Origin of the sequence: Flavonifractor sp. An92 (assembly GCF_002159175.1) — a bacterium.
In the GTDB taxonomy this organism is placed as follows: Bacteria; Bacillota; Clostridia; order Oscillospirales; family Oscillospiraceae; genus Pseudoflavonifractor_A.
Genome location: NZ_NFGZ01000009.1, coordinates 89,153 through 104,379 on the forward strand (window position 1 = coordinate 89,153; position 15,227 = coordinate 104,379).

General features: G+C 59.8%; 14 protein-coding genes and 2 pseudogenes. 4 read left to right on the forward strand and 12 right to left on the reverse strand.

The features are described 5' to 3' along the window. Position 1: 1 nt before the first annotated feature. A complete protein-coding gene (locus B5G43_RS08400; RefSeq protein ID WP_087260189.1) occupies positions 2–1,066 on the reverse strand; it encodes a lambda-exonuclease family protein in 1,065 nt (354 codons plus the stop codon). Positions 1,067–1,977: 911 nt separating this feature from the next. Between B5G43_RS08400 and B5G43_RS08405 the strand changes: the two genes are divergently transcribed. The 3 genes and pseudogenes from B5G43_RS08405 to B5G43_RS18005 form a co-directional block, all read left to right on the forward strand. Then, entirely contained in the window at positions 1,978–2,178 is a 201-nt protein-coding gene (locus tag B5G43_RS08405) for a hypothetical protein (RefSeq protein ID WP_007713156.1), read from the forward strand. 57 nt (positions 2,179–2,235) lie between these two features. Next, positions 2,236–3,093, forward strand: a pseudogene (locus B5G43_RS08410) (integrase DNA-binding domain-containing protein); the annotation flags it as partial. Between the two features lie 134 nt (positions 3,094–3,227). Then, positions 3,228–3,350 (forward strand): annotated as a pseudogene (locus B5G43_RS18005) (site-specific integrase); the annotation flags it as partial. Between the two features lie 249 nt (positions 3,351–3,599). On the opposite strand, the gene lysS reads toward B5G43_RS18005, so the two are convergent. The 9 genes from lysS to B5G43_RS08455 all read right to left on the reverse strand — a co-directional run bounded on the left by lysS (position 3,600) and on the right by B5G43_RS08455 (position 13,075). Next, positions 3,600–5,558: a lysine--tRNA ligase gene (lysS, locus tag B5G43_RS08415; RefSeq protein ID WP_087260191.1), complete on the reverse strand. Its 1,959-nt coding sequence runs from the start codon at positions 5,556–5,558 to the stop codon at positions 3,600–3,602. 19 nt (positions 5,559–5,577) lie between these two features. Further along, positions 5,578–6,057, reverse strand: coding sequence for a transcription elongation factor GreA (gene greA / locus B5G43_RS08420; RefSeq protein WP_087260194.1), 480 nt, complete (start codon positions 6,055–6,057; stop codon positions 5,578–5,580). Positions 6,058–6,166: 109 nt separating this feature from the next. Continuing rightward, positions 6,167–6,895: a hypothetical protein gene (locus B5G43_RS08425; protein WP_242960507.1), complete on the reverse strand. Its 729-nt coding sequence runs from the start codon at positions 6,893–6,895 to the stop codon at positions 6,167–6,169. 35 nt (positions 6,896–6,930) lie between these two features. Then, entirely contained in the window at positions 6,931–8,118 is a 1,188-nt protein-coding gene (locus tag B5G43_RS08430; protein WP_087260196.1) for a S41 family peptidase, read from the reverse strand. A gap of 78 nt (positions 8,119–8,196) precedes the next feature. Further along, positions 8,197–9,444, reverse strand: coding sequence for a M23 family metallopeptidase (locus B5G43_RS08435; protein WP_087260198.1), 1,248 nt, complete (start codon positions 9,442–9,444; stop codon positions 8,197–8,199). 18 nt (positions 9,445–9,462) lie between these two features. After that, entirely contained in the window at positions 9,463–10,353 is an 891-nt protein-coding gene (gene ftsX, locus B5G43_RS08440) for a permease-like cell division protein FtsX (RefSeq protein WP_087260200.1), read from the reverse strand. After that, a complete protein-coding gene (gene ftsE, locus B5G43_RS08445; protein WP_087260202.1) occupies positions 10,340–11,029 on the reverse strand; it encodes a cell division ATP-binding protein FtsE in 690 nt (229 codons plus the stop codon). The genes ftsX and ftsE overlap by 14 nt, the downstream gene beginning before the upstream one ends. 78 nt (positions 11,030–11,107) lie before the next feature. Further along, complete coding sequence (locus B5G43_RS08450) at positions 11,108–12,199, reverse strand: helix-turn-helix domain-containing protein (protein WP_087260204.1); 1,092 nt, start codon at positions 12,197–12,199, stop codon at positions 11,108–11,110. Between the two features lie 159 nt (positions 12,200–12,358). Further along, positions 12,359–13,075: a pseudouridine synthase gene (locus B5G43_RS08455; RefSeq protein WP_087260206.1), complete on the reverse strand. Its 717-nt coding sequence runs from the start codon at positions 13,073–13,075 to the stop codon at positions 12,359–12,361. An 82-nt stretch (positions 13,076–13,157) separates the two neighbouring features. Here B5G43_RS08455 and B5G43_RS08460 point away from each other — a divergent pair, with 82 nt between their 5' ends. Next, positions 13,158–13,631 (forward strand): DUF4830 domain-containing protein, encoded by a 474-nt coding sequence (locus tag B5G43_RS08460; RefSeq protein WP_087260207.1) that lies wholly within the window; start codon positions 13,158–13,160, stop codon positions 13,629–13,631. A gap of 49 nt (positions 13,632–13,680) precedes the next feature. Here B5G43_RS08460 and B5G43_RS08465 read toward each other — a convergent pair whose 3' ends face one another. Together B5G43_RS08465 and B5G43_RS08470 are read right to left on the reverse strand one after the other, a co-directional pair. After that, the gene (locus B5G43_RS08465; protein WP_087260210.1) at positions 13,681–14,292 is read right to left on the reverse strand and encodes a hypothetical protein; all 612 of its coding nucleotides are present in this window, start codon (positions 14,290–14,292) and stop codon (positions 13,681–13,683) included. An 11-nt stretch (positions 14,293–14,303) separates the two neighbouring features. Beyond that, positions 14,304–15,221: a mechanosensitive ion channel family protein gene (locus B5G43_RS08470; RefSeq protein WP_087260212.1), complete on the reverse strand. Its 918-nt coding sequence runs from the start codon at positions 15,219–15,221 to the stop codon at positions 14,304–14,306. Positions 15,222–15,227: the final 6 nt, after the last annotated feature.

The following is a 15,227-nucleotide window of genomic DNA, read 5'->3' on the forward strand; positions in this document are numbered from 1 at the left end:
TTTAAGCCGCCTTGGTATCAGCTTTCACACTGAACCGGCGAAACTCCGAAATTGTGACATACTGCTCGTAGATATCAGGATGTTCCAGTTTCAGCCGGATCAGATTGTCCTTGTCGATGTTAGGCTTCCGCACCGGATTGTAGGTGACCGTATAATTTACGCCATCCTGCTGGCAAATAGCTTTGCAGCTCTTGCCCATTTCGGCAATCAGTGCTCCCTTCAGTCGCTGCATATCCGCATCGATTTCCTTGCTGTCCTTTTCAGCACGTTTCTTTTCTTCTTGAAGCTGGAGATACCGCATCAGCTTGGCAGTCAGAGAATAATCAAAGGTCACCACAGGGGCGTTCTTATCCGCAGGACCCGTATGCCGGCGCACGCTTTCAATTACAAGATCGCCATCCTCGGTATAGGGCGGCGGTGTTTTGGCAAGGACGTGGTTCTCCCAGAAATGCTGTTCCAGAAAAATCATCTCATCCTCATAAGCTTCGTCACGGCGAATCTCACGAATGATGGTTTCTTCCTCGTTGTTGCCATACAGGCAGCAGAAGAAACAGCGATCCACATCCATGACCGCCATATAATGCCGCCCCTGGGTTTCGTAGTAGACCGGAACAGTTTCTTCCCCATCCAGCCACCAGTGATCCTTAGCATTGTAGTTTGTGGTTTTGATTTCCAAAATTGCGGTCGTGCCATCCGGAAGTTCTACAAAGTAGTCCACATCAGCCAGCATCCAGGGATACTTGGGGTGCTGGAACATCTTCTTGACCTGATAAATCTTGTAGCCGGTCCGATGCTGAAAAATTTTTGCCACCAGCGGCTCCAGCAGATGCCCCATTTCCAGAGCAACCCAGTTGTTTTCGTTGTCCTCAACCGCTACAATATTCAGCTTGTCGTAGTAGAGGTCACGGGCCGTCCGCCAGGGCGATATCCCCAGCAACGCAGCCACATCACTGCCGCCAATTCCTTTTCGCCGATAAGCGAGCCATTCCTTTTCGGATAAGCCTGCGGTCTCGACCAATACCTGCGGTTGATGTGTTTCTTTCAATGCCGCACAGCTATCCGGCATACTCAGCACCCCCTCCTCGTCGGGCGAGGAACGACGTGCGCCTTCATCACCGGGCACCGTCTCTTGATAGGCTGCTGCTGTCTCTTGGACTGCCTCCAGCTCTCGTTCAATTTCTTCTCTTTCACCATGATTTCATGGTTCGACATTTTCGTGTTCATCTGTATACCTGCCTTTCTTATTTTTGATATATCCTCAAAGCCGTTTCCGGCGTTTGGGCAAAAAAATAAGCGAGGCTGACTGCGGCATACGCCTGATGTCCACAGTAACCTGTGAACCAAAGTCATCCTCGCAAATAGGGAATGGATACTCCCTGAAAATAGAAAAAGCCAGTAATATACCGTCCCATACGGGCGCAGTAATACTACTGGCACAAGTACAATCTTAACTGCGTGTGCAATGCGGGCTTTCGGCCTGCGGTACAGAACATCGGTCTGTATCCCATACGGGAAGCGCACAAAAATCAATTACAAAGCAAGTTTAGCACAATATATAGTGTTAGTCAAGCATTGTAATCTACATATAGCGTTTCAATTATTTCTTCATATCTGTTTGAGCATAAAAAACGGGAATCTGCAGAATTCAACCCGTTCCGTCCCTATATATAAGGCGTATAGACATGGCGTGTGGTTCCACTGCCTGTCTGTACGCCTTTTGTACCTTGACAGCCCCTATAAACCTTTTCCATTGGAGTTATACAGGCGCTGCGGACAGTGTGCTTCTGCGCGCCCACAGCTTAATTGCCGCATAGCGGCTGCCTGAAAATACGCGGCGGAAAAGCCCGGCGCAGGAAATGGCCTTTGGAAGAGTCCTGATACTTCCCGATGAATTTTAATGACTTCATTGTTTTTGTTGAAAACCTTTCCCTACAAACAGTAGAGGATATATGTAATTGCAAATAAAGGAGGGCAATTATGGAGAAAAGAAAACCCAATGACCTTTCGCCTGAGCAGTGCTTGGCAGTAGATACGGAATCGCTCTGCAAGCTGCTCGACTGCGGGCGGCACACTGCCGTTCAGATCGGCGACCTTGCCCATGCTCGCATCACCATGAATTCTCGTGTCCTTTGGAGCGTTCAGCGCGTAAAGGAATATCTTTACGAGATCTCATGCTGACAGAATCCTGCCCACCAGGGGCGCAACAGTACACCAACCATCGGGAGGTATCAATCTATGCCAAAAATCAGGAAAGACAACAAAGGCCGCAATCTGCGGCCAGGTGAAACCCAGCGATCAGACGGCAGCTATATGTTTGTCTACAAGCTGGGAAAAAAGAAAAAGTACATTTATGATTCCGACTTAGCTGCTCTTCGTGTAAAAGAAAAACAGCTCACGAAAGATGCCGATGACGGCATTCGTACCCAAGAGGCCATGAAAATCACCCTAAATGATATGTTCAAAGTTCTCATGGATACGAAACTCCAGTTGAAGGCTTCCACGCGAGCTAATTACGAATACCTCTGGAGCAACTATGTTAAAGACGAGCCGTTTGCTAACATTCCCCTGCCCAATATTCGTAAAAGCGATATCCTGACATTTTACACGAAACTCTTGAAAAAGGGCTTTGCAATCAACTCACTGGAAAACATCAATAATCTGGTTCATCCTGCACTTGAATTGGCAGTCGATGATGACTACATCCGGAAGAATCCCAGTAAAGGCGTTTATCGTTCCCTAAAAGCAGATGGCGCAGGGAAACCTGCGAAAAAAAGGATCGCTCTCACGATGACGCAGCAGAAGAATTTTCTTCGCTTTATTTCCAAGTCACCGATGTATAGCCACTGGCTACCAGTCATGGTCGTACTGCTCAGTACGGGACTGCGTGTGGGAGAGTGTACCGGGCTGACCAAAAACGATGTGGATCTGGAGAACAACACTATCTCTGTGAATCACAGCCTGATTTATCGAGTCATTGATGGAAAAGCAGGCTTTCACATCACCACTCCTAAAACGGCGAGCGGCACACGCACTATTCCCATCCTGTATCCGCAGGTTGCCGAACAGCTCCGCGCTCTGATTGAAGTGATGGACGCCTTGTATCCGGAGGATCTCGTAATGAATGGATATCATGGGTTCCTCTTCCGCAACCGCTCTGGCTATTTCTCAGCGCCCATAACATCAATCGGGCCATTGAGCGCATCTCCATCGCCTATAACGCTGAAGAAATGGATCAAGCAGAATTGGAAGACCGTGAACCGAATCTCTTGCCTCATTTCAGCGTACATAATTTACGGCACACCTTTTGCACCAGACTTTGCGAGAAGACAAACGACATTAAGTTCATCCAGCAAGTGATGGGACATGCTGATTTCTCCACCACCATGGATATCTACACCCATATCACGCAGGAAAGCATGAAGGAAAAAGCTGAAGTGATCAAGGACGATTTGGTGCTAATGTGAAAATTACAAAAAAGGGCAAATCCGCATTTCAAACGCGGATTTGCCCTTTATTTTGGCCCGTCTGGTGTCGTCCGGTTTCAAGCAAAAGTTGTAAAAAAGTTGTAGTAACACGAATTTCAGTGTTAAACGACCTCTTTAGTACAGCTTCGCTCCCGCCGGGATATTGTCATCCAGCATCAGAAGATTTAAGCCTTCCCGTCCGTCATACTCGTACACTGCGGAAATCAGCATACCCTCGGAATCAATCCCCATCATCTTCCTCGACGGCAGGTTTGTGATTGCCACACAGGTCTTACCAACCAGTTCTTCCGGCTCGTAATATTCATGAATACCGCTTAAAATCGTGCGTTTCCGGTCTGTTCCGTCATTCAATGTGAACTTCAGGAGCTTCTTGGACTTCGGTACAGCCTCGCAAGCTTCGATCTTGACCACTCTGAAATCAGATTTGCTGAATGTTTCAAAGTCTACTTCATCTGCAAACAAAGGCTCGATTTTCACCTTGGTAAGATCAATCTGTACGCTCGGCGCGGACACGCTTGCAGCCTCCGCAGATACGTTTACAGCTGCATTCCCAGCCTTGCTTTCATCCCGTTTTTGCTCCAGTGGCTTCATGGTGGGGAAGAGGATCACGTCCCGGATGGAGTCGGCGCCGGTGAGCATCATGACGCAGCGGTCGATGCCCATGCCCATGCCGCCCGTGGGGGGCATGCCGTACTCCAGAGCGGTGAGGAAGTCCTCGTCCAGCATCTCGGTCTCGTCATCGCCCCGCTCCCGCAGCTCCAGCTGCTTCTCAAAGCGGCCGCGCTGGTCAATGGGGTCGTTGAGCTCGGAGTAGGCGTTGGCCAGCTCGCTGTGGCAGACGAAGAGCTCGAACCGCTCGGTGAGGCGGCTGTCCAGGGGGCTCCGCTTGGTCAGCGGGGAGACCTCCACCGGGTACATGGTGATGAAGGTGGGCTGGATCAGCTGCTCCTCCACCTTCTGGTCGAAGCAGGCGTACAGGGCGTTGCCCCAGGTCTTGTCGGCGGTATCCGCCAGCTCCACGCCGATGGCCTTGGCGGCGGCCACGGCCTCGGCGTCGTCGGTGATGGCGCCAAAGTCCACTCCGGCGTACTCCTTCACCGCGTCCACCATGGTGAGGCGACGCCAGCCGGGGGTCAGGTCGATCTTCTCGCCCTGCCACTCCACCTCATAGGTGCCCAGGATCTCCTTGGCGGCGCCGGACAGGATGCCCTCGGCCACGTCCATCATGCCGTGGAAGTCGGTGTAGGCCTGATAGAGCTCCACAGTGGTGAATTCCGGGTTGTGCTTGGGGTCCATGCCCTCGTTGCGGAAGATGCGGCCGATCTCATACACCCGGTCCATGCCGCCCACGATGAGCCGCTTCAGGGGGAGCTCCGTGGCGATGCGCATATACATGTCGATGTCCAGGGTGTTGTGGTGGGTGATGAAGGGCCGGGCGGCGGCGCCGCCGGCGATGGTGTTCAGCACCGGGGTCTCCACCTCGATATAGCCCATGCCGTCCAGGTAGCTGCGCATGAACTGGATGAAGCGGGAGCGGATGAGGAAATTCCGCTTCACCTCGGGGTTGACCATCAGGTCCACATAGCGCTGACGGTACCGGGTCTCCTTGTCGGTGAGGCCGTGGAACTTCTCCGGCAGGGGCAGCAGGGACTTGGACAGGAGGGTGATGTTCCTGGCGCGGACGCTCATCTCGCCCCGCTGGGTGCGGAACACATCGCCCTCGACGCCCACGATGTCGCCGATGTCGAACTTCTTGAACTTCTTATAAACTTCCTCATCCATCTCGTCCTGGCGGGCGTAGAGCTGGATGCGGCCGTCCCGGTCCTGGAGGTCGCAGAAGCTGACCTTACCCATGCCGCGCTTGGACATGAGACGGCCGGCCACCTTCACGTTCTGGCCCTCCATGGCGTCAAAATTGGCCTTGATCTGGGAGGACGTGGCGTCCCAGTCAAAGCGGGTGATCTGGAACGGGTCCTGACCCGCCTGCTGCAGCTCCTGCAGCTTGGCCCGGCGGACCTGCTGCAGCTCGGACAGCGACGGCTCCTGCGCCGGGTTCTTCTTCTCGTTGCTCATTGGCCTCTCCCTCTCTGTCTTATGCCTTCTCGATGTTCAGGATCTTGTAGTACAGCGTGCCGGCGGGGGCCTCCACCTCCACCTCGTTGCCCACGCTCTTGCCCAGCAGGGCGCGGCCGAAGGGGGAATCCTCGGAGATGCGGCCGTTCATGGGGTCGGCCTCCTGAGAGCCCACCACCTCGTAGACCACCTCTTCGTCGAACTCCTTGTCCAGCACGGTGATCCGGCTGCCCAGGCGGACCATGGTGGTGTCATCGCTGTGCTCGTCCTCGATGACCACACAGTTCTGCAGGATGTTCTCCACCTCGGCGATGCGGGCGTACAGCTTGCCCTGCTCGTTTTTGGCCTCGTCGTACTCGCTGTTCTCGCTCAGGTCGCCGAAGGAGCGGGCCTCCTTGATCTGGTCGGCCACCTCGCGCTCGCGGACCGTCTTCAGGTAATTGAGCTCCTCCTTGAGTTTCTCAAAACGCTCAGGGCTCAGCTTATACTCTTTTGCCATGACTGCGCACACCTTTCCTTTTCTGCCGGATATTAGAAATGAGCCGTCTCCGGCTCGTATCTTTAGGCATAATTTTGTTTTTACATTATATGTAGTTTCCGTCCAGATGTCAAGTGATTTGCCCGGAAACCCCGGGCCGGATGCCCACCTCCGCGCCCAGCAGTACCCCGTGTTCCCACAAGATCTGCAGCAGCGGAAGTGGGTCCAGCTCCCCGGGCAGGACCCGGTCCCCGGCGGTGAGGACCAGCCCGTCCAGGTCCGGCCGGGAGCCCCAGAGCATCAGCGCTCCGCTCCCCTCCCCTGCCGCACCGGGAAAGCAGAGCGTCACGTCGGCTCCGGCACGTCCCTCCAGGGCGGGGAGGCCGTACTCCTCGGCCAGACACCGCAGCAGCTCCGCTCCCTCGCCGGGGACCTCCACCGCCAGACGGCGCACGCGGGGCGCCAGGGCGGCGGCGGCCTCGAAGAGGTCCCGATCCACCCGACGCCCCGCCAGGGCCACCGTGGCCCGCTCCGGGGGGATGGCGGCCCGCTCCAGCCAGGCAAGCGCCAGCCGGGCGGCCAGCGCACCGCACAGGGGGCCGGGCTCCACCCGGCGCAGCCCCGCCGCCTCCAGAGTGGGCCAGCCGTCGAAGTCCGGGGTGGTGAGCACCCGGCGGCAGCCCCTTTGGAGCAGCAGCCGGGCGGCCCGCCGGAGACGGCGCTGCCGGGCCCGCTGGGAGGTCCGCCGCCCCACAGGGCAGTCCGCCCGGCAGAGGGTCACGCCCTCCACCGTCCCCCAGGTCACCGCCACCCGCCATCCCCGGCGCTCCGTCTCACTGAGCCAGCCCACCATGTCCATCACCTCTCCCCCAGGCTATGCGCCGGGGGTTTGGTTCATGCCCCCTGCTCCAGCAGCTCCAGTGCCGCCTGGAGCTGGGGGTCGTCGGCGTAGTCCAGGGCGTCCGCCGCCAGGAGGGCGGCCTGCTCGTCGGTGAGCGCCACCTCCCGGTCCAGGGTGAGGCCGGTGCCGATGAGGCTCACCCCCTCGCCGGTGAAGTACTCGGCGGTGGAGATGCCCACCGCGCCGCCGTTGGCCAGGGGGAAGGTCTGCTGGGAGTAGCCCTTGCCGCTGGTGGGTACGCCCACCACCACGGCCACGCCCCGCTCCTGGAGCTCCCCGGCGAAGATCTCGGCGGCGGAGTAGGTGTCCGCGTTCACCAGCACCGCCATGGGGAGGTCCACGCAGTCCGCGTCGGACTCCACCACCTCCTCCTTGCCGGTGTTGCTGCGGGTGCGGAGGATGGGACCCTCGTCCACCAGGAAGTCCAGCATGTCGGTGAGCTCATCCAGGTAGCCGCCGCCGTTGTTGCGCATGTCGAACACCAGGGCGGTGGCGCCCTGCTCCTGGAGGTCGGTGACGGCCTCCTCCACCCGCTCGGCGCTGCGGGAGAAGAAGTTTGTGAGCTTCACATAGCCCACGCCGTTGTCCAGCAGCTCATAGCGCACCGGGTCGGTCTCGATGCTCCGCCGCTCCACGGTGACCTCCCGCTCGGCTCCGGCGGCATCCCGGACGGTGAGAACCACGGTGGTCCCCTCCTCCCCCTGGATGAGACCGGTGGCGTCGTAGCGGGCCTCCCCCGCCACGCTCTGGCCGCCCACCGCCGTGATGAGCTCCCCGGCCTTCAGTCCGGCCTCGGCCGCCGGACCGCCCTCGGTGACCGCCAGGATGGTGAGGCCGTCCTCCGACTCATAGGTCACGGTGACGCCGATGCCCACATAGGAGTTGCTCCGGCGCTCCTGCTCGGAGGCGTACTGCTCCGCCGTCAGGTAGTAGGACCAGCGGTCCCCGGTGGCCTCGATCATGGCGTCCATGGCCGCGTCCACCACTGTGTCTTCGTCGTACTCCCCCACGAAGCAGGTGTTGACCAGACTCAGACCCTCCAACAGGGTGAGCCCGCTCTTCCCCAGCACCTGCCAGAACACCGCCGCCAGCACGCCCAGCACCACCACCAGCGTGAGCAGTACGGCGAGGAGCAGCTGTAAGAGGGAAAACCGTTTTTGACCAAAGCGCGTTTGTTTCATAGCTGGAATTCCTTTCGCAGAATCGAAAAACGGAGCGGACCGGCATCTCGCCCGGTCCGCTCCGCTGGATGTAAGAGGTTACCAGTTGTAGGCCCGCACGAAGGGCAGATTATAGAACTGCTCCGGGTCCACACGCTGGTAGTTCACGCGCACCTCGAAGTGCAGGTGGTTACCGGTGGAGGAGCCGGTGGTGCCCACGTAGCCAATGACCTGGCCCTGGCTCACCATCTGGCCCTCACTCACCGCGCGGGAGCTCATATGGGCGTAGAGGGTGGAATTACCATTGCCGTGGTCGATGACCACATAGTTGCCATAGGAGCTGTGATAGGCGGAGGTGACCACCTGACCGCCCCGGGCCGCCAGGATGGAGGTGCCGCCGGGCGCGGGGATGTCGATGCCGGTGTGGCTGTGGGGCCGCTGGGTGATGGGGTGGATGCGGTAGCCAAAGGCGGAGGTCAGCTTATAGTGCCCGGGCAGGGGCCAGGCATAGCCCGAGCCGGTGTTGATGACCACATTGTTCTGCTGGCGCTGGGCCTCCAGCTCCTTCTGCTTCTTCACGATCTGGGCGTTCACTTCCGCCAGGGCCGCATTTTCCGCGTCCAGGGCGGCGTTGAGCTTCTCCGCGCTGGCGTTGATCTGCTCCAGAAGGGCCTTGGACTCGTCCACCTTGCTCTGCTGCTGGGCCAGAGCGGTCTCCTTGGCGGCCTTGGCGGTCTCCTGCTCGCTGCGGGCGGTCTCCAGGTCGGCCTTCAGCTGCTCGATCTGCTCCCGGGTGGCCACCAGATCGTTCATGATGGCGTTATCATAGTCCATGATCTCGTTGATATCGGCCAGACGGCTCAGCAGGTCGGAAAAATCCTCGGAAGAAAAGAGGATGGACCAGTAAGAGATGTCTCCGTCCTCCTCCATGGCCCGCACCCGCTGGCAGAAGAGCTCGTACTGCTGCTCCTCCTTCTCCACGGCGGCCTGGCGCTCCACCTCTTTCTGGGCGATCTCGCCGTCGTAGTAGCTGATCTGGCTCTCGATGCTGTCGATCTCGTCGGCAATGGCGTTGAGCTGCTGGGTGAGAACGCTCAGCTGGGCCTCGGCGTCGGCCTTCTGGGCCTTGACGTCGTCCAGCTCGTTCTGGAGCTGCTCCTGCTTCTCCTTGGAGGCCTGCTGCTGCTCCTTGAGGGCGTCGATCTCGCTCTGCGTGACCGCTCCGGCCCGGCCCACCGTCATGGTGAGCATGGGCACCACCAGCGAGGCGGCCATGAGCACCGCCAGCACCAGCGTCAGCACCCGGCGGGCTTCCAGCTTGTGTTTGGGATGGTTGCTTTTCTTCATCTTGTTCTCCTGTTCGCGTTAGACCTGAAGGAACCTGCGGATGGCCAGCACACTGCCGCCCACACCGATGACGAAACCGGTGCCCGCAAAGATGGCCATGACCCGGCCGGCCAGACGCCGGAAGGGCAGCATGGTGATCAGCTGGATGGTGTCGGTGCCCGCGATGGCCTTGGTGATGAGGACATAGATGCCCCACTGGAGGAAGAAGGCCACCACCGCGCCGACCAGTCCGATGATGAGGCCCTCAAACACAAAGGGCCAGCGGACAAAGCCGTTGGTGGCGCCGCACATTTTCATGATGGCGATCTCGTCCCGGCGGTTGAAGGTGGCCAGACGGATGGTGTTGGTGATGATGAAGAGGCTCACCAACAGCAGGGTGATCACCAGGATCAGGGCCACGCCGCTGGCGATGTTGCGCACCACCACGAAGCCCTCGGCGATCTCGGGCGCGGCGCTGGTGTTGACCACGCCGGGGATCTGGCTGACCTGGTCCACCGTCTGCTCCAGCTGCTCCAGGTCCACCACGTGGATGCGGTAGCGGTCCCGGAACACGGTGTCGGGCAGGCTCTCAAAGAGCTCGTTCTCCTCCTTGTCGGCGGAAAAGTCCTCCTTGGCCTCGGCCTTGGTCACGAAGGTGACCTCCGCCACGTTGGGCACCGCCTCAATCTGGCTCTGGAGGGCACGGGCCTCCTCTTCCGTATAATTCTCGTCGATGAAGGCCAGGAACTCGTTCTGCTGCTCGTAATTGCCCCACATCTCGTCCAGGTTGATGGCCACCAGGGAGAAGGAGCCCATGATGAGCAGACAGCACACGATCATACACAAAGCCGCGAAGGACATCAGCCCGTGGGTGAAGATGCTCCGGAAGCCCTCCGCGAAGAAATATCCGATGTTATTAAAATATCTCATTGTCGTAATACCCGCCCATTCCGTCGCTGATGATACGTCCGTTCTCAATGGCGATCACCCGCTTGTCAAAGCGGTTGACCAGCTCTTTTTCGTGGGTGACCACCAGGACCGTGGTGCCCAGCTCGTTGATCTTCTCCAGGAGCATCATGATCTCCAGAGAGCGCTGGGGGTCCAGGTTACCGGTGGGCTCGTCGGCAATGATCATGCTGGGGTTGTTGACCAGAGCCCGGGCGATGGCCACGCGCTGCTGCTCACCGCCGGAGATCTCGTCGGGCCGGCGGTCGGCCTTGTTGTCCAGACCCACCAGCTCCAATACGTACTGGATGCGCTTCTTGATCTCCCGGGGGGAGGCGCCCACCGCCCGCATGGCAAAGACCAGGTTTTCATAGATGGTCTTTTTCTCGATGAGGCGGAAGTCCTGGAAGATGACCCCCAGAGTGCGGCGCATGTAGGGCACCTGCCGGGGCCGGATGGTGTTCAGGTTGTAGCCGTTGACCATGAGGCGGCCCTCATTGGGGGCGATCTCGGCGGTGATGAGCTTGATGATGGTGGACTTGCCCGAGCCGGACGGCCCCACCAGGAACACAAACTCCCCGTCGTCGATGCGCATGGAGACCCCCTTCAGGGCCTTGGTCCCGTTGTCGTAGGATTTGTAGATGTCAATAAATCGGATCATAAATACCTCGCACGCAACAGCAATGCAGAATACGGCGTGGCACATATGCGCCGCGCCGGATTCTGCATCCTGTGGTTTTTAGTTGTCGATCCCCCGGGAAATGAGATACTTCTTCACCATCAGTGCCACCTTGAAGGTGATGGCGTCGTCGAACTCGCGCAGGTCCAGTCCGGTGAGCTTCTTGATCTTCTCCAGGCGGTACACCAGGGTGTTCCGGTGGACGAAGAGCTTCCGGGCCGTCTCCGAGACGTTCAGGTTGTTCTCGAAGAACTTGTTGATGGTGAACAGCGTCTCCTGATCCAGGGCGTCAATGGGGTTCTTCTTAAAGACCTCCTGGAGGAACATCTCACACAGCGTGGTGGGCAGCTGGTAGATCAGACGGCCGATACCCAGGTTCTCATAGTTGATGATGGACTTCTCGGTGTCGAACACCTTGCCCACGTCGATGGCCACCTGGGCCTCCTTGTAGGCGCGGGCCAGATCCCGGATGTGGCCCACCACGGTGCCGATGCCGATGACCACCTTGATGTTGAGCTCCTTGGTGATGGCCTCCTCTACCTGCTTGGCGATCTTGTAGAGGTCCTTGCCCTCGCTGCCCTCGGGCAGCTGCTTGATGAGGGCCACGTCGGTCTCGCTGATGGAGAGGACGAAGTCGGTCTGCTTGTCGGGGAACAGAGACTGCACCACGTCGATGACCGCCACCTCGCTGCTCTCCACCTGACGGATGAGCAGCACCGCCCGGGGCAGCTCGGAGACGAAGTGGAGCTCCTTGGCCCGGACGTAGATATCACCCAGGAGGATGTTGTCCGAGATGATATTCTTGATGAAGGTCGCCTTGTCGTGCTTCTCCTCATAGTAGGTCTTGGCGCCGTTGAGCGCCACCACCGCCATGGAGCAGATGAGCCGCGCCTCGGCGTCGTCGCCCCGCACGAAGGCGGCATAGTCGAACTGGGAGCCCCAGCCGGTCAGGGACTTGAAGGTGCGCCCCTCGTAGGCCACCACGTTCCCCTCGCCGCGGTTGACCGCGTCCACTACTCCGGTCCAGCGCTCGCCAATGCAAGTCAGCTCGTTGCAGGCAACGACCGTACCCTCAGAATCGATGACGCCGATGGCCCGGTCCGTACTATCTTTCATCTGGAGAACAACACTCTGGAAAATCCTGCTAGACATATTGGAATGCCCCCCTAAACTTCATTACTCGCGCTGGGTTACCCCGTTCGTCAACACACGCAGTACATTCACGCTCGTATGGCAATATTATAACGGCTTTTTTCGCTCTTTTCAATAGCTTGTTCCAAGTTTTTTGGTGAAAATGCCGAAATCGCCGTTTTACTTTCGGCGCACGGCGTCCAGCGCCGCCCGCTCTTCGGCGGTGAGCGGCCGCCACTCCCCCGGCGCCAGGCCCTCGTCCAGGGTCAGTGGACCCATGGTGAGGCGCTTCAGATACACCACCGGCTTGCCCCGGGCGGCCAGCATCCGTTTGATCTGGTGGTACTTCCCCTCCCGCAGGGTCACCAGGCCCTCGTCCGGCCGCTCCAGGCGCTCCAGCCCCGCCGGCAGACACTCCAGCCCGTCCCCCAGAGTCATCCCGGCCTCAAAGGCGGCGGTGTCGCTCTCGTCCAGCACTCCGTCCACCCGGACGAAGTAGGTCTTGTCCACGTGCTTGCGGGGAGAGAGCAGGTCGTGGGCCAGGGCGCCGTCGTTGGTCAGGAGCAGCAGGCCCTCGGTGTCCTTGTCCAGCCGCCCCGCCGGGAAGAGCCCCACCCGGCGCAGATGGGGGGGCAGCAGCTCCAGCACGGTGGTCTGGCGGGGGTCGTCGGTGGCGGAGACATAGCCCGCCGGCTTGTGGAGCATCAGGCAGAGGTACTTCTCCCCCGACACCGCTTCGCCGTCCACCCGCAGGTCCAGCCCCTCCCGGTCATACTTCTCCTCCGGCGAGCGGGCCACGGCGCCGTTCACGGTCACCCGCCCCGCCCTGACCAGCTCCTTTACCTCTTTCCGGGACCAGCGTCCGGTACCGGAGAGGATCTTATCCAGCCGTTCCATCCATCGGCTCCTTTCTCCGCGCATACTCCCCCGCCCCGGCGCATAGGATGGTCCCACCAGGAACAGAAAGGAGCGTTGCGCTGTGTTCATCTTCACGGCCCGCCTCACCCGGGGCCGGATCGCGGCCGGCGTGGCCGTGGCCGCGCTGCTCTGTGGTGCGGTGTTTACCGCCGCCGGGGCCCTCAGCGGCGGCCACGTGACCGCCTCCGCCGCCGTCAGCCCCAAGAACATCCGCACCAATCAGGATCGGGTGGCCTATCTGGCCTCCTACGGCTGGGAGGTCTCCGCCGACCCGGTGGCGGTGGAGGAGCTCATCCTCCCGGAGGAGCCCGACGAGACCTATCAGCAGTATCTGGACCTTCAGGCCAGCCAGGGCTTCGACCTGGGCAAATACGCCGGCAAACGGGTCAAGCGCTACACCTACACGGTGCTCAACTACCCCACCGGCGAGGAGGACATCCAGGCCAACCTGCTCCTCTGCCAGAATACCGTGGTGGGCGGCGACATCCTGTGTACCGATCTGGACGGTTTCCTCCACGGGCTGGCCATGCCATAAGAAAAAGAGCGGCGCGCCTTGGGGCGCGCCGCTCTCCCGTTCTGTCCGCTCAGCGGGCCACCGGGGCCACCACTTTCCGGCACTGGAACAGGAAGCGCACGAAGCAGGCGTGACACGCCACTTGCAGCACGCTGGCCAGAAGGGTGACGAAATCCGAGAGATCCCGGGTCAAAGGCAGCACGTAGAGGGCCTGTCCCACCACGCCGACCGCCACCACCAGGGGCACCAGCATCCGCACCAGGCCGCCCTGGTCGGCGGTCTGGTCGGCAATGGGACGGATCTGCTCCATGGTGGCGCCGCAGCTCAGGTAGAGCACCGCGCCCTCCAGCGCCAGCGCCAGCACGGAAATCAGCGCGAGGGCGGCCAGCATGGTAGAGATGCTGACATACAGGCCCAGCACCGCGGTGATCAGGCCGCCGATAAAGGCCATCACCAGCTCCACAATGCTCAGCAGGAAGGCCAGGCGATAGCCCTGGGCCACATTCCGCAGGGTGCTCAGGCCCACCAGCATCAGCACCAGGGCGCCGATGCTCAGCAGGCTGATGGCGCTGAGGAAGAAATCCCCCAGGGGCAGCAGGGTCCCGACGCCCACCACCGTGGTGAGCACCTCGGCCAGGAAGAGCTGTTCCAGGCCCCGCTGCAGGGTTCGGTTCTGATTCAAAAGGCTCCCTCCTACTTCAGAAGATGTACGTTCATATGGGGATAGGTCATGGTGATGCCCTGCTGGTCAAAGGCGGTACGCACCTGTTCCAGCAGGTCGTAATACAGGTCCCAGTAGTCCCCCGTCTCGCACCACACCCGCACCGTATAGTCGATGCAGCTGTCTTGGAAGGCCGAGAGCCGCACAAACGGCTCCGGGTCCATCAGTGCCTTGGGGTGGGCCTCGATGACGCCGCGGATGGCGGCGATGACCCGCTCCGTGGGGTCGTCATAGGACGCGCTGAATACCAGATCCACCCGGCGGCGTTCCTCCGGGTTGTAGTTGATGATCTTGGCTCCGGCGATCTCGCTGTTGGGGATGTAAATGAGCTTGTTGTCCACGGTCACCAGCTTGGTGTGGGCCATGCCGATCTCCTTGACCGTGCCGCTGACGCTGTTGGTCTCGATGTAATCCCCCACCTTGAAGGGCTTGGCGGTGAGGACCTGAATGCCGCCAGCCAGGTTGGACAGGCTCCCCTGGACGGCCAGGGACACCGCCAGACCGGCCACGCTCAGCACCGCCACCAGGGAGGTCACGTCGATGCCCACCGCGCTGGCCATGATGAGGACAAAGAGGAACCAGAGCAGGATATTCACGCTGTTGCGCAGGAAGCTGTGCAGGCTTTTTTCGATCTTGCCCTTGGCCAGGATGCGGTTGAGACAGTGCTGGATCACCTTGATGATGAGCAGGCAGCATACCGCGAGGATGGCGATGGAGATGACCTTGCTCAGCGACAGACCGGTAAAATTCCGGAACAGCTCGCTCAGGCCGGTGCTCTCCGCCACTTCGTTGAGCACATCACTGACCGAACCGGTGGTGTCACCCGCTACGTTGTCGATGATCTCCGTTACCGGGGCCAGGGTTTCGCTGGGAATGGGCGTTGCAGACATGATACG